Origin of the sequence: Paenibacillus sp. LBL (assembly GCF_029893715.1) — a bacterium.
Classification (GTDB): domain Bacteria; phylum Bacillota; class Bacilli; order Paenibacillales; family Paenibacillaceae; genus Paenibacillus_AQ; species Paenibacillus_AQ glucanolyticus.
Genome location: NZ_JARXYU010000014.1, coordinates 36,074 through 57,826 on the forward strand (window position 1 = coordinate 36,074; position 21,753 = coordinate 57,826).

Annotated in this window: 15 protein-coding genes; 1 reads left to right on the plus strand and 14 read right to left on the minus strand. The window is 37.3% G+C overall.

The features are described from left to right. Positions 1 to 18: 18 nt before the first annotated feature. From M2277_RS23425 to M2277_RS23490, 14 genes are all read right to left on the minus strand, one after another. Positions 19 to 723 carry a hypothetical protein gene (locus tag M2277_RS23425; protein ID WP_006208349.1) on the minus strand — a complete coding sequence of 235 codons (705 nt, stop codon included), beginning with the start codon at positions 721 to 723 and terminating at the stop codon, positions 19 to 21. A gap of 13 nt (positions 724 to 736) precedes the next feature. Beyond that, positions 737 to 3,838: a protein DpdH gene (dpdH, locus tag M2277_RS23430; RefSeq protein WP_006208348.1), complete on the minus strand. Its 3,102-nt coding sequence runs from the start codon at positions 3,836 to 3,838 to the stop codon at positions 737 to 739. A gap of 11 nt (positions 3,839 to 3,849) precedes the next feature. Continuing rightward, entirely contained in the window at positions 3,850 to 4,704 is an 855-nt protein-coding gene (dpdG, locus tag M2277_RS23435; RefSeq protein ID WP_006208347.1) for a protein DpdG, read from the minus strand. After that, positions 4,701 to 7,217: a protein DpdF gene (dpdF, locus tag M2277_RS23440; RefSeq protein ID WP_006208346.1), complete on the minus strand. Its 2,517-nt coding sequence runs from the start codon at positions 7,215 to 7,217 to the stop codon at positions 4,701 to 4,703. The genes dpdG and dpdF overlap by 4 nt, the downstream gene beginning before the upstream one ends. Beyond that, on the minus strand, positions 7,214 to 10,474 hold the full coding sequence (dpdE, locus tag M2277_RS23445; protein ID WP_006208345.1) for a protein DpdE: 3,261 nt from the start codon (positions 10,472 to 10,474) through the stop codon (positions 7,214 to 7,216). Before dpdE ends, dpdF begins: the two co-directional genes overlap by 4 nt. A 252-nt stretch (positions 10,475 to 10,726) precedes the next feature. Then, positions 10,727 to 11,461 (minus strand): 7-carboxy-7-deazaguanine synthase QueE, encoded by a 735-nt coding sequence (gene queE, locus M2277_RS23450; protein ID WP_006208344.1) that lies wholly within the window; start codon positions 11,459 to 11,461, stop codon positions 10,727 to 10,729. Next, a complete protein-coding gene (gene queD / locus M2277_RS23455) occupies positions 11,458 to 11,949 on the minus strand; it encodes a 6-carboxytetrahydropterin synthase QueD (protein WP_006208343.1) in 492 nt (163 codons plus the stop codon). Before queD ends, queE begins: the two co-directional genes overlap by 4 nt. Further along, positions 11,946 to 12,617 (minus strand): 7-cyano-7-deazaguanine synthase QueC, encoded by a 672-nt coding sequence (gene queC, locus M2277_RS23460; RefSeq protein WP_036640823.1) that lies wholly within the window; start codon positions 12,615 to 12,617, stop codon positions 11,946 to 11,948. Before queC ends, queD begins: the two co-directional genes overlap by 4 nt. Before the next feature lie 68 nt (positions 12,618 to 12,685). After that, the gene (locus M2277_RS23465) at positions 12,686 to 15,877 is read right to left on the minus strand and encodes a hypothetical protein (protein WP_280755616.1); all 3,192 of its coding nucleotides are present in this window, start codon (positions 15,875 to 15,877) and stop codon (positions 12,686 to 12,688) included. Further along, on the minus strand, positions 15,846 to 16,622 hold the full coding sequence (locus M2277_RS23470) for a hypothetical protein (RefSeq protein WP_006208340.1): 777 nt from the start codon (positions 16,620 to 16,622) through the stop codon (positions 15,846 to 15,848). The genes M2277_RS23465 and M2277_RS23470 overlap by 32 nt, the downstream gene beginning before the upstream one ends. After that, entirely contained in the window at positions 16,588 to 17,520 is a 933-nt protein-coding gene (locus tag M2277_RS23475; protein ID WP_006208339.1) for a tRNA guanosine transglycosylase family protein, read from the minus strand. The genes M2277_RS23470 and M2277_RS23475 overlap by 35 nt, the downstream gene beginning before the upstream one ends. Before the next feature lie 106 nt (positions 17,521 to 17,626). Then, positions 17,627 to 18,421: a hypothetical protein gene (locus M2277_RS23480; RefSeq protein WP_006208338.1), complete on the minus strand. Its 795-nt coding sequence runs from the start codon at positions 18,419 to 18,421 to the stop codon at positions 17,627 to 17,629. A 57-nt stretch (positions 18,422 to 18,478) separates the two neighbouring features. Further along, positions 18,479 to 20,509: a tRNA-guanine transglycosylase DpdA gene (dpdA, locus tag M2277_RS23485; protein WP_006208337.1), complete on the minus strand. Its 2,031-nt coding sequence runs from the start codon at positions 20,507 to 20,509 to the stop codon at positions 18,479 to 18,481. A 54-nt stretch (positions 20,510 to 20,563) separates the two neighbouring features. Further along, positions 20,564 to 21,076 (minus strand): VUT family protein, encoded by a 513-nt coding sequence (locus M2277_RS23490; protein ID WP_006208336.1) that lies wholly within the window; start codon positions 21,074 to 21,076, stop codon positions 20,564 to 20,566. Between the two features lie 231 nt (positions 21,077 to 21,307). Here M2277_RS23490 and M2277_RS23495 point away from each other — a divergent pair, with 231 nt between their 5' ends. Further along, a complete protein-coding gene (locus tag M2277_RS23495; protein ID WP_006208335.1) occupies positions 21,308 to 21,715 on the plus strand; it encodes a DUF6979 family protein in 408 nt (135 codons plus the stop codon). Positions 21,716 to 21,753 lie beyond the last annotated feature (38 nt).

Below are 21,753 nucleotides of genomic sequence, written 5' to 3' on the forward strand. Positions count from 1 at the left end.
ACTATAAGCAGTTAACGCTTAAATCCGAATAGTGCAATCATTATAAATCCCATGTTCATTAAGCCATTTCAATACATCTTCCGTTAAAATTGACAAAGGTGCTCCCGTCGAACTTCCTGCCAACCTGAGAAATTCTAGTATGTTCGGAGGAAAATTCCCTTGACCAAACTTAATCCAAAGTTGATGTAGCACTTTACTCACTTCTCTTAATTTTTCAATTTCGGCACTATCATTCGGTAATTTACTCTTATGAAATCGTAATGAATCCATATGTTGTTCTATAAGTTCAGTTTCCCGTTTGAAAGCAGGCACTCTCTTAAATATACTTAAAGTATCTTGCTGTATATTGGGCATTAAACTTTCGATATATAGTTTCCATTCTTGCAATAACTCTTGGCCAACTGATGTCACAGTAGTACTAATGACCTTTATAAATGCATGGAAAGATGTCTTCTCCAAAACCACCTGCGGATTCTCAATAAATAATTGCGCCTTATCGTTTGCTATTACTTCTACAGGGCTAAGCATCTCTGTTAATTCTGGACAAGGTATCCCAGCATCTCGCATTAACAAGTATTTAGACCGAATCTTTGCTAATTCGATAAGAGCATTACGAAGTTCACCCTGACGTGTTTTATACAATTGAATCTGTTCTTTATTTTTTTCTAATAGCTTTTTTTTCTCTACTAACTCAATGAATGTTGCCGCTTTTACAGCAAGCATTTTCCCATCTCCTTTAAAAAGATTTAAAAGCTAATTCAACTAAATCCAAATCCTTTTGTATATCATTTCTAATTGTTTCGAGTTCCAGTACTGCTTCATTGCCTTGTAGGTGAACCAGATCATTTTCAACTTTTTTAGTAGACTGCTCTAAAAATTTTTCTATTATTGTTAAGCTATTCGTAATATCTGTTATATGTTTTGTAGCCAATTTACCTAAAGAAACTGCCAGTTCTAAACCATGTTTTTTTTCATTATCACTAATAATTCGGACTATGTTACTAATTGATCTAGCTTCTAGAGTAGCAGTAGCCGCCTGAATTTCATGTTGATCTCCTCGTAATGTTGCAGATGAAACAGCAGTTTTTAGTGCTTCGTTGACTTGCATAGCAGTTGCCTTTCCGTCTAACGTATCCCCAAAGGTCTCCTTCATTTTTTCCGTCCACTTCAATTTATCTTGATGCTCAGACTCCATCACCTGGCATACTTGCATGCGTAACATATCCGAGCATTTAATTAATTTATCAAATGCACCCACCTTATCATCTGGAGGTAAGGTTAAATTACTCAAATTCAAATTCATAACATGATTATAAACTATTGAAGCATCCACCATTCTCACACGATTTCTGGTTTCACCTTTAATGATAGACAACCTTGCTAGCGCTATACTTTTTATTTCTTCTCTATGAAGGAGTAATAATTCAAATAATTTAATCCACTCTGATGTCCTTACGCCACTTGGTAAAGCGATAGGGTTAAAAAGAACTTCAGTTATGCCTTCAGGAGAATTATTCTTAACTCCCCCCCCCATTGCGGCAGTTATTGCAAGCACATCTAAAGCCAGTGGAAGAGGGTCGAATGCTTCATTATTTAAAGGAATTTGACGCATCTGCTTTATTAGCATGGAACACCATTGCTCAAGATAACGGGCAGAGTAACGTAAAAATTCAGATCCTTTGTTAAATTCCCAGTGCTTATAGTATTGATGGTAGATCAACCCTTGAAGAGTAAGTGCTGTATCTTTTCGTTCATTTTCCCTACATGGTAAATTCAAACGAATTTGACCTAACGCTTGCTTTTGCTGTGTAGATTGAGATTCAAAATTTATACTTCGTTTTGACCATAGGCCGTTATCTTGGAACCATTTCTGATTTATTTGCTCAAAATCCCAGTTAATATAATCATTAACTGCCTCAAACAAAATATCACGCATAAATTGTGAATGACTTTGACTTAAAGAACCCCCGTTAGCCCATTGATCTAGGATCTGTATACGTTCCATCAAGGATTGCGGTAATTCATCATCAAGCGACCTTGAGGTAGACTCAATTTCATTTTTTAAATTTTGCTTATTCTCTGGAGAGTGCTCTCTTATTGAAAACTGATCTTTTGACGTATAATCAATAACTAATTCTCCGTTTGCTTGTTGACTAGTTGCTGCCTCTTGCAAGAAAACTCTTCGATCATGTAAAGGTGGAAGGTTGAATGCTTCATGAATAAAAGGATGAAAATCAACTACATCGTATTCTTCTGTCCACAATTCAATTAAAGCTAATCGTCGGTCATAATGAACTGGATCAAGGCGTTCTATTTCCTTTTGGGCTATTACGGAAAGTCGATTTATGGATTTGCCACCAAAATGGTCGAACAACGCCGGTGATGGAAATTGTCCTTCACATATTGGTTCTGCGTAATTCTCTAAAATATAACGCAATACTTTTCCTATTAAGAGACGAGGATTGAAATTCTCCTCTGAGGTTCCTCTTTTGTACATTATTTGAAGTGCCTTTTTGTTAAAAGGATATAATCCAATCCCATCTGTTTGTCCGAATGCTTCGTGACATGATTCAACAAAAGAACAGTCCTCACATGCAGACCTCAACGGTTTAGTATTCTCTTTATCTAAAGCCCACTGCCTAATTTCTTGCTCAGGAGTACGCAAAGCATTTAGATATTTAGCAGAAAATCTCTCTATCTCTTCTGGGGGCACTAAATCTTCTCCAACATCAAGCGTCACCCTAAAGGAGATTCTTGTTAGGACAGTATCTTCAAACCTTTGGAAATATCCAGTTGTACAGCCAAGAGCAACGCGCATATTACATAGTTTGTCTTTTTCCTCTTCATCTTCTAATGTTTTGGTATCATTATTTTTAGCGGATGTGTAGATAAGCGCATCAAGTAGTTGATAATCAATGCCTTGTAGTACAGTGAAATCTTCTATGAGTAAAATAAGTTCAATATTTTTGGCTGCTAATTCAATACGTATCTGATTCATGATTTTTACCAAATCGGTACTAGACAAGCTAAGCATTGTAGAAATCGCTTGATCCAAATTTCGATTGATCCATTCAACTGCCTCTTGCTGTAGTTGATAATCTGCTACAAGTTCACTATAAACATACTGAGCATCTTCGCTTGCACGGTTAATATATGTCAGATTTATTGGTAAATCCTGAATAGTGAATTCTCGACGTTCATTTAAGCGGCCTCCGTTACCACCAACAATATGTTCCGCCAACTGATGGATAATCCCATCTTCTTTAAACCACTCGTGAATGAATGCTGGATCGCGGAATAGATGAGGTAAATTTTCCATGAGAAACAGTTCAGCATCACTTAAGCGTTCAACCACATGGTTACCATTCTTACCGATGGCAAGAGTAATGTTGTTATGTAATATTTCTTTTGCTTGTTCGGACGTTATATTACCTACTGAATGTCGGACACGTTGCCGATATTCTTCAAACAATGGATCTTCGAGATCTTCCAATATCATAAGGATGATTTCTTTAAGGTTTGTTAACCTTGGAATAAGCAGGACCTTACGTCCTCTTTTATCTATCTTTGCATGTAACCAGCGAATAAGATGTGATTTCCCTGTTCCTGATTCTCCAAGAATGGGAACAAAAACTTGATCTTTTCCAGATGTAAAGTTATTTAAGAAAGTTGTCTCATCGTAAGATGCACCTTTGTCGTGAACTTTTGGGCTTGCCGTCTGTTTATACATCTTAATTGGATGGTGAGTAGCAAGAAATAAGTGCTGCTGAACATGTAGCGCATCCTTATCCATAACTTTATATACTTGCTCTGTCTGCCAACACAACAATGGCTTCAAATCTCTTCCTCCTATCCATTCCATGTTATTTCAGAATAACGATATTTTTTCTCTTGTGCCGTTAAAACGTAAACGTCTGCATCCGATTTCATCTTCAAATCAACAATGCCTTCGTCCTGCAACCTCAGCCAAGCATAAGAGGTTGACTGTGATAAGTGATTCTGAAGCAGTTCTTCTGTTCCATATATGTCATTCATTTTTCTCCGATAACTACCATGCTCAAATACCGGGCATAACTTTGCCAATCTATGAACAATCGTATCTATAAGATGAGTTTGACTGTCATGAAATAGTTCAGGTAGAAAGTATCTAATTACTTTTGTAGGGTCTGGTATCAGTTGTTTCAATATACGAGTAGTAAAACCTAAATACAGAGACCAATCTTCAAACTGACCATAACGAGCATCACTAGAACATTCCATTTTGTCGTTTAATTGCTTTAATAGTGCTTCTTCAACTTCTTTCCAATTACCAGGTGCTCGATATGGGTTCTGTGACAAGTACCATGCAATGATTCTTCCTAAATCATCATTTTGCCCTTCCTCTGGAACTAATGCTCTTTTTCTAATGGTATGTGGCAGAAGCATAGCTATTTGGGAAGATATTGATCCCTTTGGAATCGTTGTATCGGTTATTTCCAAGAAGTTATTCTCTTGCTGAATAAGTCCAAATGAAATCATCTCAGGGATTGTTTTCCCAATAAAATCCGTTTCACTACGCTCCAGATTTTGAGAAGCAAAAACAGATGGCATAATCATCTTCTTAAGTGCATCAATCTCTAATCGTTGTCCATTCATTTGAGCCATCAGTGCATAAATGGCATATATACGTGCTGGAGAAGCTTCTGGTGTTTTAATTAAACTCATATTCCGACCTCCTGCTTAAAAACTTCATACTGATAAAATCGTATATTCGAGGTATTCTGCAACAACGTTTCAGGACGTATTGGATTCGCCATTGTACTAGAAACTATAAAGATAACAGGATTTTCTTTGGTAGTTGGATGCTCCATCCAACGAAAAACATTTACTGAATCTTCTGGTTGTTCATTAATAACCAATGTAGGTATTTGCCACTTTACACGTGCACGACGTGAATGTTCACCTAAAGAAGATGTAAAGAATATATGTCGTTGTGACAATGCTTCATGTTCCTTTATCCATTGAATCCATTTTGAATCTGCAACAATATGCCGGATTCCTTGATGTAGAAACCATTGAATTGTCCTAAACATATTTTGTTTTTCTCGCATACTGTAAGCATTTTGCATACTTCCTTTTGCTTCCCTAAACAATAACAACTGATGTCGGACAGGATCTAAGTACTTTTCAAGTAATTCTGTTGTAGTATTTTCAGCAGGCCATTGAAGGGGGTACGATGTGCCAGGAACTCCTCTAGGAAGTTTGTTCGTTCTTCGACATGCTGGACATCCTCCACAAGCTGGTACAGCAACAACAGAATTTTTTGTGTATATTCCTTCAGAATGATCGTTAATAGAATAGAGATCTTTCAACACATCAGAAACACATTCTTCACCTTTCAGTAACCTATTAATAAGATCGAACTCTTCTCTATCATTCCCCCTGCTCGACCTCCTATATTTCTCCACCTCATTCCAGAAACTTTCTTCTTGATGATGGTGTTTTAGAATCCGTACAACTCGTGTAATATTATCATTTGAATCTGAAATCTGTCCCCTTACTCCCCAATCAAATTCAATTATCCCCATACGCGACATCATTGTTAGAATACGTAGGTTCCACTGTTCATTATAATCATTTCTACCATTAATTCTTTTAGAGCGCTTACCAATCGGGAATAGAAAAGTATCTATTTGCCCTGGAAGTTGCTGTTTTCGTGCAAACATCCGGTCCCAACGAAGACGCCCTTTTTCTACTCCAATCAGTTGAGCAGCACTCATTCTTCTTCCGCGACTAACATCTTCTTCATCATAAATAAGAAGAGAAAGGCATGCCTTCCCATCTCGCCCACCACGACCTACCTCTTGATAAAAACGGTCTATGCTTTCAGGAATACAGACATGGATGACGGCACGAACTTCCGCTTGGTCAACACCAAGTCCAAACGCTGATGTAGCAACAATAATATCCAACTGCCTTTTGCTCCATAATTGAATAATTGCTTCTCTATCATCTTGTCCCGTATTTCCATGAAAAACACGAATTCGTTTGTACCCATCCGCCAGAATTGCTGAGTATATTTCTTCGGCATCCTTAACTTCGGTGGTATAAACGATAAGAGGACGTGGTAGACTTCGGATTGCCTCCAACATCTTATTAATTTTCTCCGTTCTGCTTGAACACTTTCTCATCCAATAAGCCGGTTCTGGTCGAAGAGTTACCGATGAGAACATCTTAAGTTGTACCGGACTACCGAATAGAATTTGTAATGTTTCCAAACAATCTTCGGTCACAGTTGCAGAAAGTAGTAACGTACGGAATGGAGTAACTGAATGACGCAACATCATTTTACGCCATCCTGCAAGTTCTTGAAAAGCAGGACGAAACCCCTCACCCCAGCCAGAAACAATATGCGCTTCATCAATGACTAACATCTTGAAATAACCACGCTCAGCAGCAATCTGCAACGAATAATCTAAAGATTCAAGAACACTTTCTGGAGAGGCAAATACGATACGCTGCGTTCCATTCATTATCGATTCTTGAATTTCTTTATTTTCTCTTTGACGTGAACTACTGGAAAAATATGCAGATGGCCGATTAATCAGTGGCATTAATGCACGTTCCTGATCCAAAGCTAGTGCAACGGTTGGAACTACGACGACCGTAACGCCTTCTTGTCTTGAGAACAGGAGCGCTGGCAATTGTCCACACAAACTTTTTCCAGTTCCAGTAGGAAGGTTTAATAATATTGTTGCATCTTGAGGTGAAGTAAGCACAGTGCGCACTGCAGCACGCTGTGCATTACATCTGTAATTCAGTCTATTTACTTCCTTTAAAAATGGATCTCCTTCTACTTCCTTCATTTGATTACGTGGTTTCAATGCAAAAAGTGGTCTTTCAGGACCTTCTTTATCGGCCTGTGGGAGCCAATTAGGCAACCAAGTCTCAGCACACAATAAATACGAATCCCGAACTTCATCCAATATAACTATTCCAACTAATTTATACATTAATTCATTTGGCCAATTGGCTCTGCGAGGGACACGCAGAAATATGCGCTCCCCTCCACTTCTTTCAGATTCATAACGTAAAACGCCCCGAATCAGTGCTGCTAAATCCATCCCAATGGCACCACTCTGAATTGCTTCAACAAATCTACTAATAAAAGGATTGCTTGGTTTAAAGATTAAGTTTTCATTTAGAATCCATTCCTGCAATTCATCAAATTCATTCAAAATGTGGTTCCTCCTCTTCGCACTGACTTCAACAAGTCCCTTCCTGATAAAATTATAAATCCTGCCGAATCCAACTGAACTTTGGGTTGCTTTATACCCTGGACTAGAGCCTCATACTGCTCCTCGTCAAATACATCATATGTTACCGAATCACCTTCGAAAAGTTTTCTCATCTCCACTTGAACTTTTAAATAATTGAAATGGTTGATTGCAACTTCTGCTTTTGTTCTGCATTTTTCAATAAACTTAGGATCCTCATTTAAATATTGGCGTGACTGGGATGAAATCAAATCACATACTTTTTGCCATTGCTTTGTTGTAAAAATGTCACGTATTACTTTTAATCTATCTTTTATTATACTCGTATCCGTTCCACCGTCTTCCACATCACAATAGGGCCTAGCCAGCAAGTATTCAAGTTCGTCATCTACTCTATTGCCTTGATAATCAAGTATAACTTCGACATAAGTAGGCTCGAAGAACTTATCCAATAGTCGTTGATATACTTTTGAATCCACTTGGAGACCCCTTACCTCCAATAGATTTAATAACGGTTTAAGATCCCCCTCTACAATGTAATGGAGGCGAAATCCTAACCAATCTGTATCTTGTGTCCAAGACTTTACTTTTCTCCAAAATGCATAAGTTTGACCTCGATCATCCTTACGTAAATATTCACTAAGAATATCAAAGAATGGATCACCAAGACGAAACAATTTGTAGTTGTTGTTTTTAATCACAATTTCGCGATCAAAGCAACCTGGTCTTTCCATCTGCTCGTTAAGAGCAACCAAGTGTTGCGTAGGTAAAAGCGTGCCAAAAGCGGGCTTGTAGATAATTCGGCCTTCTTTTTCAATTTTTTTAAATCTCATAGCTTCACATACCCAAGGCTCAAGTGATTGCTGTATTCTCTCTGGGTTGCTTTCGTGAAGAACTAACTGATCAAAGAAACCATTTGCCTGTTGCTCATGAGCATCGATTTCATCAATAATCTGTTGTTCAGCAATCCGCACTTTCTCATCATGAATTTTAACCCTCATTCCCTCTATGCTTTTTTCTAACCCTGGTAACCCATCAATATAAAGATCGCGTAAAACGTCGGGTAGGATAGCATCAATGAAAAATTGCAAAGATGATATTGAATCGTTATAAATATTTAGGCCTTCTTTCAAAAATTGATGCCATCCCCACTGATAATTGACCTCTGCATCTGGGCCAGTTAGAACTGATATTCGAAATGGCTTATTACGACCTATACGATCAAGTCGTCCAATTCGCTGTTCCAGTTGATTTGGAGCAAACGGCAGGTCATAATGAATCATTTCATCTGCAAACTGAAAATTACGACCTATTTCACCAGTTTTATCACATACGAGTATCTGACACTCGCTATTATCACGAAAATTAGTTGTAACTAACTCAATTTGCTCTCTATTCAATCCCATATAATATCCGCCTACTGCCTCATCACCAAACGTTTCTTTCAGAAACTGAGTAACCTGCTTACAGACACGAGTATGTTGAGTGAATACTATAATTTTTTGAGGGGACATTTTTTTTTGTTGTGCCCGTATTTGAGTATGTTGAATCATTGTCGCTAGTAATTGATTTTTATCCCCCATTTCACTAGGGTAAGCAAATACTCTCAATAGGCGATCCAACATTTCTGATTCTCCCTCAAAATGCGGAGTCTCAACAATATACTGCAAATTAATTTTACTGAAGATTTCAGACATATCTTCTATCAGTTTTTGTTCTTTACGAATTTTAACTAGATCACGAAGCAAATTTTCATCGGTGCATACTGCTTCAAGAAAAGACCTCCAAATACTAAGCCGAGGGGAAGTGACTGCACTTTCATCCTCCCATACCTCCCTCTCTGCTGCCCACGATTCTATACGATAATCATCCAAAATAAGATGAAGTTCTTCCGTTCTCTCATCCAGATCCCACTCTTCCATAACCGATAGCTCTCCCCTGTGATGTTGAAACAAGGATGTAGCATTATCCCTTCGATTACGAAGCATCCGACGATGTAAGCGATAGGTTTCTGATATATGTATCCGTATCCGGCGTATCAATTCCTTCCTTTTTTCTTCATACTTTGAATCCAAATTAATTTCCAATTCGTCTAATAATGACAGTAGTAATTTATCTTCACTAAAGAGAATTCGGAAATTTCCAATTCGTCGCTGGATTAAGAACGGTTTCGTCTCCTCTCGGAATGACAAGAGACTTTTACCTACCTCTTGTCGCTTATCTAGCTTATACCTAAAAGCATCAATGTCCTCTAAGCGGTGTTGCTCAGGAGCCAAAATATGCAGCATAGACAAGAACTCCCATTCATTGTTTAGCACTGGAGTAGCAGATAACAAAAGCAATGTTTTGGCACTATGACATATACTCTTTAAAATGTCATATTGTTTTTGTTCAACAGGGTCCTTAGAGAAGGCCATTCTTGCTAGTTCATGTGCCTCGTCTACAATAATAATGTCTGGTATGTTGTTGTATTTATTATCAATAGATTCTAGCCCAGCAAAATGAATTCGCTCAGGGAATTGATCAATTAAACAACGCTGTGTTAATTCTTCTTCCCACTGAGTTAACAAATATTTAGGAGCCAAAATGATTGCTTGATGATTTGGATGATCCAATAGCTTCTGACGAAGAATTACTCCTGCTTCGATAGTTTTGCCCATTCCGACCTCATCTGCAAGTAAGTATCGAGGAACAGGATCCTCTAAGACGCGTCGAATCACCTCAACTTGATGAGGAAGTATTTCAATGCCCGAGGAGATCAGTCCCGTCATTCCGCCAGCTACTGCTCGCTGTTCTATTAGCATCTGTAAAAATGAATTGCGTCTCTGATAAAAAAAAGATGTCTCCTGCCCTAGAATTGACAACACTTCCATAGGATTAGTAGTAGAATCAGCACATCGGACAAAAAGATCCTTTTGAGAAATATAACGAGAATATGTATCTGGAAAATCTACTTCATACTCGTCATCAAGTTTGCGAAGAGCCCTTCCCATCTTCCACTCGTCTTTTTCCACATCATAGTAGTAACATCTCGACTGGTGTTCCAATACTACCGATTTAATATCAAGTATAGAGAACCAGTCACTCGTTTGTTTATTAATTGAATGAAAATAAGTTACCTCAACTGTTTTCTTGTCTGCTGAGATGGTTGATAAACTTCCAATTCCCATTGAGTTAGAAGTGACTGTAACAAATGAACCTACATAGATTCTAGACATTGAACTCCTCCAAGTAGAAATTGAACTCTAGTAAGTACTGACGATCTGATTAAAAAAATAAGACCCTACAAAAGTAGGGTCTCTCTAAGTCCAAATTATAGTTTAATATATTTCAAGTGCCACTACGCCCTTATTGTTAGTATAATCATACCAAATACCAAATGATTGTCAATCTCTGTATTGTAAAAATACGGATGAAACTTCTTTTGAATTACTTCCCTAGGAGACCACGTCTTCTCCAAACAAATTACTTCAAACCCCACGCTTATTCCCCCACAACAAAGTGTGTAACTGCGGGAGAACTTTAACCTGTTTCAACTCCGTTGATACCATGACTTGATTAATCAACCACTCGTATTTCTCTAATAAAGCAAATACCAAACTTTCTCTATCAACTGTCGTTACATCGCTATTTCCGACCTGCAAAACCAGTCTCATGTGAGGATAGCGCTTATGAACTTTTATAGCATACTGAAGATCATCTTCATCAAAAATGACTACTTTAATACATATTTCATTCGGACTATTATTCAAGTTCTTGATAACCCCATCTAATCTATCCCAATCGGTTATCATTCCTGAACTTGGTGGTTTTGGGGAAACCGTCAAGTCGTCAATATCCGCCATCCAATCTTGCCATCTGCTTCCTTGTGTTTCTAACCCAACTCGAATCCCCTTATCATGAAGCAAATCGACCAAATATCCAATATTCTTTATAAGTGCTGGATTACCGCCAGAAATTGTTACATGCTCGAACGTAGTTCCACCAAGAGAATTCAATTCATCGTAAATCGTTTGAGCAGATAATTGTTTAATTTCATTCTTTGCAGAACCATCCCATGTAAAGGAGGAGTCACACCATGAACAGGAATAGTCACAGCCAGCCGTCCGAACAAACATCGTTTTTTGTCCGATTACCAAGCCTTCCCCTTGAACAGTTGGCCCGAATATTTCTAAAACCGGGATAGAATTTTCTCTGTGAGTCAATCTGCCATCCACTCCCGTCTTGCTTCAGCATAGCTGGTTGGCGTTTCGAATAACCTTACAAACTCAGTTCTTGCGTCCACTTCTTTTGATGAGTATTTTTCCGTACTTAGTGCCGCTTCCATCTGCTCATACAGCCAAACAACTATGTTTTCCGCAGTCGTGTTCATTAATGGCAATGTTTCATTTAGATATCTGTGGTCTAAGAATGGTTCAATTTGCTCACGCCAAATTGTTTTCAACATGCTAAAGTCTATCGTCAGGCCAATCTCATTTGTATAGCCACTTATTCCAAAAACCACCTTATAGGTATGGCCATGTAGATTTTTGCATTTGCCTTCATAAGCATGTAAATGATGCGCGGCGTCAAAGGTGAATTCCTTACTGACCAATACTCTGCGCTGATGATATTTTAACTGATTTTCAGTAATATCCATTCCAAACTTTTGCAATGCATCTACAATGACAAATTGTCCTGGTACTTTATTCATGACATTTGCTCCAAATTTCTTGTCTGTAAAAAAGTATCCAGACCAGCTTTTCTCAACTGACAAGCCGGACAATTACCACAACCATCCCCGATAACCCCGTTATAGCAGGTTAATGTCTTCTTACGTACAAATTCAAAAGCACCTAACTGATCAGCCATCTCCCACGTCTCTGCTTTATTAATCCACATCAACGGAGTATGAATGATAAAGTTATGATCCATCGCTAAATTTAACGTTACATTTAGAGATTTAACGAAATCATCCCTGCAGTCGGGATAGCCACTGAAATCTGTTTCGCATACACCTGTTACAATATGTCGAGCCCCTACTCCTTTAGCAAAGACCGCCGCGAAACTTAAAAACAAGTGGTTTCGTCCTTCTACAAATGTACTTGGAAGTTCGCCATCATTATGAACAATTTCTACATCATCACGTGTCAACGCATTTTGAGTTAATTGGCCGAGTAGGCTCATATCAAGTAAAGTCCATTTTACTCCTAATTCATCAGCAATTTGATTAGCACATTCAATTTCTAATGCATGCCTTTGACCATAATTGAAGGTGACAGCCTCCACCTCATCAAATTGCTTCATTGCCCAAAACAAACAAGTTGTACTATCTTGACCGCCACTAAATACTACAACGGCTTTTTTGTTTTTTTTATCCATTTGCTTAACCTACTTTCTTACCAGTCTCATTTTAATGTTAACAGATGTGCTACCTTATCGAAAGTTGACTATTTATCGTCTCCAACAACTAATCTAATCTCTACAACATCAAACAAGTTGGGGAATTTTTCTTTAATCTCATCCAGCAGACGCTTCCATTGTATTGGAGGAAGTGTACTATATCCATTTTCGATAAGTAATCGGATATGCCGTTTTATGGAGGGCCTAATTTGTGGGCTTTCGTTGATTTTTTCTAGTAGGTGACAGATACTTTCAACATCTTCACAATCAAAATCATTTCTGATTACTTGAAGAAGGTGCAATTTGGTCTGCTCATGTTGAAGTTTTCTTTCGACCCGCTCTCTTAATTCATAGAAATCTATAGATTGCCATTCAGCAATTAAGGAACTCAACTCAGCACCAATATGTTTCTTTTTCCCTAGACGATTTACACCATTCCCCAATCTAATCAGGAGTTTCTTTATATGCTCTAAATCCCCTAACTTAATTTGAAGATCCAGCAGATACTTCACTAAATTTCGTGGAGTAAGAGCAAGGCAGTTTTTCAAACTTTCCAATTCCTGAATAATAATTATTAAGTTAGCTTTACTCGCCTCTAATTCAGACCAGATTACTTCGTCCTTTTCATTGATCTTCGCTTCTTCTTGTCTATAGTTTGTTTGCGCACAACTCTCAGTGAGAAGATTTGCAACTTCAAGCATTATCTCGTCAAAATGTTTACTCAACTGCCTTAACTCATTAAATAAATTAGTAGCACTTTTATATTGAGCGGCGAGTGCTTGATCATCCAATTCTTGTTCCAGCAAAGTGTAAGCAACAAAGTCTTGTTGTGTAATACTCTTCTTCCCGCTAAAAGCTTTAATTTGTTCAGCAAGTTCTATCAATTTCAAATTATTGGAACCAAGTAAAAATGGAATCATGTTCATCCTTTTTTCGAGTGACTGCTTAAAGCTCTCTTGAAGTAATTCAAAGTATTTATGGTAACTTTCTTTCAATTGGGATAGAAATACCCTTAGAGTAGTATCTCCAATTTGGTAGTTTTCTAAGATTTTCGATGGCACAAGATTCATAAACCAATAATCAAATTCTTCATTCGTCAAAACCGCTTTACTAGGCGGCTGAAAAAAGTTATCACGTAACAAGTACCAATCTGAATAACAATCCTCAAGAAGAGCTAATAATTCTGTTCGGAATGGAGAATATTCAATTACATTTGAGGCCCAAGATGATTTGCTGTATATTTGAGCATTTTGAACCCAGTTTTTCATACCGTACACAAATACAGGAAGATTCAACCCAAGAGCCTGTTCAAGAGAATTAAGCCATTCATCATGGATTGACTCTGCTTGATGTATCCATTTAGCAATTTCATATTCATTGGAATTTTTCTGAAATATCCTTACCTTTTCTGAATACTTCATGGTTTGAAAGTTGGCAATTTGAATAGCAGTAAATCCTCTGCTGACGCTTATTGTAGACTCATCCTTGTTATTCTGGAGTGTAATCGGATACCTTGTTCGATTCACAACTTCACTTCGCTGAATGGATGATGAAGTTTTGGATGTGAATGAACGGGACATATGAATTCCCTTTACAGCATCATGAACCAATGCAGCTACCCCGGATCTAACCGGCAATAATAATTCTTCATTTACATCTCTTCCTTCTACCCAATCTCTAACCACTGCCTTTTCATTGAAACCATTATTACTATCTTTTTTCGGCTCATCAAGAAATTGCTGCTCCTCTCTTAAGCTACTTCCAACACTATTTAGTTTCACAGTGATTTGATTATCCTTATATCCAAAATACCTTAATACAGGTTCTGAAATTGTAATCTTCTCCGCTTCTTCAGAGGCATACCATTCTGCGAGAGTTTTGATAAAAACATCCGAATGCTCAGCGAACATCTCCCTCCTTATTATAGGAAGTATTCTACTAATATCTTTCTTACCTCTTAGAAAAAAGCGAATAACTTCTTTACTATTCAAAATCATGTAACGTAATTTCCCTTTTCCCATTGGAATTGCATCATACGTTCTCCTTAACATATGGCTATTAAATGGAAGCAACTGAACTTCAATATCATTTAATTTAGATTCAATCTCACTTGATTCTGTGGTAATACTTGAACATTGGTCGTAGTACGGACACTCAGGAGCGCATTTAAAGCCTTGTGTTGCTTTCAACTGTGTAAGGTACTTAGCCATATAAGGTATTACTTGTCCACGATCTAGGTTGAAAAAGTCTTTCCCTGATTCGTCAGATAGCCATAACTTTTTTACCCGGTCATTTATGGTGTCAAGATTTTGGATTCTTTGTGTAAGACTGAATCCTTGTTCTGTATCCTGAACCGCGCCAGGCGTTAGACCAATTACTACATCCCAATTCCCCTCTTCTAATGTAATAAGTTGATCCAATATATTGGTTGCGTAAATATTAACCGATTGAACAAGATCGTCAATGAGTAGCAATGGACGGATACCCTTGCTTTTTATCTGCTGGGATAATTGTTTAAACAGGGTTCCAATGTCCCGTCCTTCAAACAGAAAATGGTCCAGTTTCCGAGAAAGTGTTTGTCGAAATGTTGCATACTCCAGGGGGATATTAACAGTCGTGTTAGCAAGTAACGATTCGAATTGCTCACGATGTAGAACTTCTAGTGGTTTTTTGATTCTTCCTCGTTTAACTTGAGAAGTAAATTCAATAATATTCTTCTCAATTATTGATCTCAACAATAGTGCTGCTGGAACAATTTCCTCATCTGATTCTAGCGATTCGGCAAGTGCCGTCCAGACCATTTGGTTAACAAGCGTAATAGGCTTTTTAAGTAATAGCCCCCACTTATCTTCGTCAATACAAACATCTAAAGACAAATTTAATGCGTTTAAACATTTTTTGATTAGTGTCTGAGGGTTTAACTCTGTCCGTGAAATTCGTACCACCGGTCGTTCAGATACCTCCACTAACCATTTATCTTTTAGCCAACGAAGCAGTTCAGATTTCCCTGATCCCGTCGAACCAAATACTAAATAAACCCTGTTGCCATCAGAATCAACTTCCTTGAGTTCTTCCAGCAATTCGCCTTCCGTAACCTCGGCGATCAGTTGATTGTCATTAAATCTATGCATTACTTGAGGGAAATGGGTCTTTCTAAAATACTCAGGCGATTGGTCATAGCGCTCGTCTGCAGTTCCTACTAAAAGTTTAAGCGAATTTTTGTTGAGACAGGGCATCATTTAAATCACATCTCCTCTCCACCTTAATCCAATTTAATTCATTTTTGGGACCATATGACTTATAGTGTAAATCTTGCATGTAACTCAGTTCCAACACCCCTTCTTGATGTAATGCCATTAAAGAAAAGATAACCCCTCTGTATATATTTCCTTCCGCTGTTAAACATGGTATGACCGGATGAATAATATTTTCACAAAATGGATGCAATCCGCCCTCCCATGCCTCATTCCCCTTAATGATACTTTTCATTAACGAAAGCTGTGGAAGTGCATAGAAGCCTGAATATATACGTCTACCCAATCCCCAGCATTCCATCATTCGCTTCCATGCATTAACTTTCTCATGCCCAACTAATGTTTTCATTAATTGGCTATTGATTTGGTAGTGAATATTGCTAACAAACAATCTATCCGGCTTGACAAATAATTGTTCAAATAGGGAAGCAAATATTTTATCAAGCGAATCGCTAGGTAGATCTTCAGAAATTGAAAGTTTCCTTAATTTTAATAAAACCTCTTTGTTGCACCATGGTTTGTCTTGTAGAACAAAATATTTACATTTGTCTTTATATACAAACTGTAAATCCTCTAATACGGTCAAACCGCATTCAATTAAAGATGTGATGTCCCCGCTGTCCACATGCTGAAATTTTGCTTTTAACTTCTTTAAATCCAGTCCTGGATTAGTTCTTAAATTTTCGTAAATCACTTCAATTTCCGGTCCGTAGCACATTTGAAACAACATGCTCGCTCCTCCTCTTCTTATTTTCTAAAATATCGTTAAACGTTCTAAGTAAGTGGTAATAGTTATGGATTGATCTTAACTTCATATATTCTCTTGGGGATGGGACTAAGATCTGTTTTGCATCATTTTCACATACAGGGCATTCACAATTAAGCGGATTTTCCAATCGTGGACTTGTGGGTTTAGCTCGAGATTCTGAGAGGAAAAAGGTTCTAAATGGTCTGCTGTAGAACACTTGAAAGAACGCAGCTGCCATCGTTGGTCGTGTTGAATCAAATGAATTTACACCAATATCAACCATTGCACTAAGTTGGGGAATCCCTGTTACTCCAAAGACATGTAAGTTTGAAGACCCAACAACATCTGCAGCACTTCTGATCATTTCAATTTGGTGCGTCTGATGTTTAAAAAGTAACGATCCAATTCCAAATTTGGTATACCCCATCTTGATCAGTTCATATGCAGAGAACTCAATACTAGCTTGGTCATAACCTTGGATGACTCCCATTGGTTGAACATATTTCGGAAGATTACACTTATGAAAAATATTGAAATACTCATAAGCGTTAAATAGCGTTCTTTCTATCGCCATGTAACGTTCAGATAAAGAGGACTTATTTAACAATGGTTCATCAAAATGAACCATTTGAACATTTGCTTCTTTTTCGCAATCTTCTAAGATCGAGAGTTGAATATCAAAAACATCTTTTAGTGGAGGCCTAATTTTTTGTTTAACATAAAACACTGATCCACAGTCTAGTATTAGCTTGCTAGGTTTATTTTTATACCTTTTTACCCCACCTCTATTGTCAGGTATAGCACTAATTAAAACTGGACATTGAGGAAAGTAATCACAAAATACAGCATCACTGTGTGACCAACCAATATAAAATTCCATATTCTTATCTCCTTTCACAAAAAATATTACGTGATCATACGTGATAATTTGATTTTAGCACAGTTTACCATCTCTCATCTACTCTTGGAATAAAAAAAAGAAGCCATCAGGCTTCTTTTATCCATTGTCTCCATATTTCATATATTAAATCGCGTTGTGCATCATTAAATTTATAACTTCCTTTATTAACAAATAACACTGGGTTGTCTCTGTCAAAAAACTGACCTTTCCAATTTTCATAATGAAATTCTTTTGAGAGTAGGGGCAGCGGCAGATTGGTTAACTGAGAATCCTCAGTCCATTGCTCCATGAAATATCTAATATAGCAATACCAAGCAATGGCTGAGTCGGCAATGGATTTTTTTCGGAACTGTTTCCTCTGTGCTACAGGAAGATACCCTAGTACAGGATAATCATTCATTATTGAGTCAACATACTTAATTAAATCTTTAGCTAATCGAGGACATAAACTCCGTTCAACTCGATACCTTTGAAAATCCTTAAAAATATCATGCAGTGATCTAGTGGTCATTAATTTAGTGGAATTGCTGCTTATTTTCTCCCCCTTCTCAATCAACCGTTCGAAACGCTCAAAAGACATTAATTGATGCATACAGTAACTAGGAAAATACTGGGCTTCAGATACAATTAGAACGACGTATTCATCACTTATACTGCCGCTGGGCAATTTATAAGTAAACCGGGGGTTCGTCACTTGTAACTTATTGTTTATTAAACTTACCACAGCATCATAATTTACTAAAATGACGTCTTCACCAATTACATCAGACTGAATTATAGGAAAACCCCAGTCTTTAATCGCACCTAATGGCATTACCGCAAAATAAACGTCATTATTCTTTCTGGTTAAATTGCTTACGTTTTCAAAAGTAAAAACCATGGAATTTCCCCCAACGCAAATATGCCTTAGTGTACCACACTAAGGCGTAACTGCGCACTATTTATTCCACCGTTTTTTCAATTCCTGGATTTGACTGTAGTAGACATGTGTATTATGAAACCCTCTCCGTCTGTTTCTATTATTACCTCTGAATACAATCACATCAATTCCAATTTCCTTACATATATTACAATCACATTGTTCCCATGGACGTTCAGACAAAACCTCTCTGTAGAGATCCTCATGCACTTCACGGTTTTCCCCTAGAATTTTATCGTATTCTAGTATAGCTTCAAGTGTAGATGATATTTCTCTTTCTCCATCACTGAATTCCCTTAAAGCGATTAATGCCCCCTGTTCAAGCCTCTTATAATCATCAAACTCAATCTCATCATTATTTTGCATCATTTTTTTTACTCTTCCGGACGTTTCTTTTGCTTCGGGTATTCTGATCGCTGTGTAATGTTTACCACTCAAGGTATGATAGTTATGCCCTGTTCCTAACCACGCTCTTCTCAAAGGGGAAGAGGAGTCAAAAGAAGTAACACCCAGTTTATGGAATGATTCCATTGTTTTCATATCTCGTGCAACCCCAAACAAGTGCATACGAAACGTAGGATCAGGAATAACAGGTGCTATTTCTTTAAGAATTTCATATATTTTTTCGGATTGTTCTCTAGCCAATCCACCCAAGGCAACATAGTCATAGCCTAGTCCAATAAGATGCTCTACTGCTCTTCGGAAAGAAGGCGGGTCCCATCCTTGGACTATACCTATCGGATGAAATTGATAGTTACTTGTTTCCCTATTTTCCCTATACATGCGTATAAACTCTTCCGCCATAGTAAGGGTTAGTTCATAACGCCGGTTTCTAATATTTTCATCTCTCTGGAAGGGACCCACTATTAGATGGTCAATTGACACCCCATAATCAAAACCCAGGTTGTGATAGTAATCTATAATCTCTTGAGTCGTATACGGCGGTACTTCTTTATCAATATAACTAAAGGCACCACAATCCCCCATAATCGGGTATTCCCTAGGTAGTCGATAAAAATCGTGTAACCCCATATCATTAATCATCAGATTTTTTTGCTTAGTAGCATTATCGATATTCACTTTAGAAACAAGCAGTCCATCAAACTGAGGTCTTTCAAAAATCTGATGAGCATACACATCATTTTCTAATGGATTCCTGTTTTTTTCAGAGAAATCAGCCATAAAGTCATAATTTGGATCGACTCTATCATCATTCTCTGGAAGATAAAATCTGGGTTCCTCAATGCAATTTATAGCCACTAACTCATCTGGTACAGGAAACATTTCATTATAGAACCGTAATAAGTCTTCTTTTTCAGATGAATCACTAAATAACTCAGGTTGTTTTGTTGAATCAATTGAATCCAAAATAAACTCTCTAACCTGATCAGGATGATTCATTATTGTACTCCACTTCTGATCTATGTTAGATGTAATAATATTCCTTAATAAATGTGCAAAAAGATACCCTTTGATTCCTATCAAACCATATTTTAACGTTTTAGCTTCTTTTTCTCCAATAGTTAATACATGATAATCGTCCCAGTTTAGAATTCGAGAACGACTGGATGCTCCTGCAAAAAAGATCGCTTTTTGATTACTTTGTAACTTTAATGGCCACTCCACCGCTTGCAAGTATTTGTCTCCAAGCAAGAAAAAAACAAGATTATAATCGGCAACTTTCTTTTGTAAATTTTGTGTAATTTCAAGTTGACGCGCCCATTTTTTTATAGTCTGCGAGTCCATTGTATTAAAAGTCACTTCATACGGAACAATTTGCGCATCTTCATTCAAAAGACCATAACCCGCTGAAATAATGCAAAGATCAATTTCCCCGCCTTGTTTCCGGTATTCTTTAATACCACTCATTAGCGCAAGGTGTTGACTCCCTGTATACATTTCATCAGCACGTTCTTTGAACTCCAACAATTCTGCTTCTCTTTGTTTCAATACATTTTCATTTTTGAAATCATCAAATACAAGTTGATTTATCGGTTTGTGTAACTTCTCTCCAGTACAAGAAGTGACAACAAGAATACGTTTTGACAAAATCATCACATCCCTTATCAACACAATATAAAATAGGGCGAGAACGCCCTATTTCTAAACAGCTTTTGTGTGTTTCAAAAAAAAATTTTTAACAATAATTGCAGCAAGTATTTGAACCAATGTCTTAAAAATGATTTGACCAACAATCGCCAGAAATACAGCATTCCAGGGAAGAATATTAGCTCCCAGTGGGGATAGTCCCACAATAACAAAAATAATACTATCTAGTATTCCACCAACAATACCACTGTATGCTACCCTCATATGAAAAGGTAGTTTAAGGCGCGAATAGATTTCGGTATCTGTGGTCTCAGATACCGCAAATGTAATGATTGAAGCAAATACAATCCAAAGTGTATCACCAAGTAAATATGATGTTAATGCTGATAAAACCATTGCTATTAAAATGAGGAAATAGGTCTTCCGCCTACCAACAAAATTTTGTACAAAATCGCGGAATATAAATGTTGCCCCTATTATAAATGTCCCTGCCGGAATAATAAAAGGTCCAATAAAAAATGGGGGTACTCCTGCTGTTACGACATTTGATAAAACAATAGCAAGCAAATAAGCTAATATCGTAAAGTATTTAATATTACATCACCTCTTCAGTCCGGTCACCCTCTAATTATAACACCACTTTTTGTTCCGAGCTACCCTCACCAAACAAAATAAAACTACAAATTTCGACTCATTCTGCTAAAAAAAATATTGAGAGAGGAATTTTCTGCTTTAAGTTGAATAATTATATGAACACTTTTTCCTTATAACTTGGTTGAAAAAATGGAGGTTATTTAATTGAACAATTATGGTAAATCTGCTATTCGTTCAGTAGAACTCATTCATTCTGGTGAAGTTTCCTATACAGAAGAAGCATGGGAAATAGCGACTAGAGAATTTTTTACAATTAAGACCAAGGCATGTCCCAGAAGTGCTTTTCTAGGATTATGCGAGGCAGGTTTGATAAAAGATGTGTATCAGACACATATCAAACAGCCTCTTAAAGCTTCCACTAACAAAGACCATACAGTAGAAGCTGTTAAACTACTTTCAGAGAATGAAGCATATGCTTCATTTAAACCGCTTCAATTGTGGCGAACTCTTATGAATGGAAATCCTAAGTCTCATAATTTTCAAATGGATGTTGTTTTGGCATTATGGAAAAATGATTTGATTGTTCCTTATAAATCTCTTGTCGCACTTTAGAATTTCAAAGTTGGCAATCAGAATTATTACCAATTGTT

Bases quoted from the DNA above. Each gene is read 5' to 3' on its own strand.
- M2277_RS23465 (WP_280755616.1), bottom strand. From the start codon at position 15,877: ATGATGCCCTGTCTCAACAAAAATTCGCTTAAACTTTTAGTAGGAACT.
- M2277_RS23480 (WP_006208338.1), bottom strand. From the start codon at position 18,421: ATGGTTTTTACTTTTGAAAACGTAAGCAATTTAACCAGAAAGAATAAT.
- dpdE (WP_006208345.1), bottom strand. From the start codon at position 10,474: ATGTCTAGAATCTATGTAGGTTCATTTGTTACAGTCACTTCTAACTCA.
- M2277_RS23475 (WP_006208339.1), bottom strand. From the start codon at position 17,520: ATGGAATTTTATATTGGTTGGTCACACAGTGATGCTGTATTTTGTGAT.
- M2277_RS23470 (WP_006208340.1), bottom strand. From the start codon at position 16,622: ATGTTGTTTCAAATGTGCTACGGACCGGAAATTGAAGTGATTTACGAA.
- queD (WP_006208343.1), bottom strand. From the start codon at position 11,949: ATGAATAAAGTACCAGGACAATTTGTCATTGTAGATGCATTGCAAAAG.
- M2277_RS23425 (WP_006208349.1), bottom strand. From the start codon at position 723: ATGCTTGCTGTAAAAGCGGCAACATTCATTGAGTTAGTAGAGAAAAAA.
- queC (WP_036640823.1), bottom strand. From the start codon at position 12,617: ATGGATAAAAAAAACAAAAAAGCCGTTGTAGTATTTAGTGGCGGTCAA.
- dpdG (WP_006208347.1), bottom strand. From the start codon at position 4,704: ATGAGTTTAATTAAAACACCAGAAGCTTCTCCAGCACGTATATATGCC.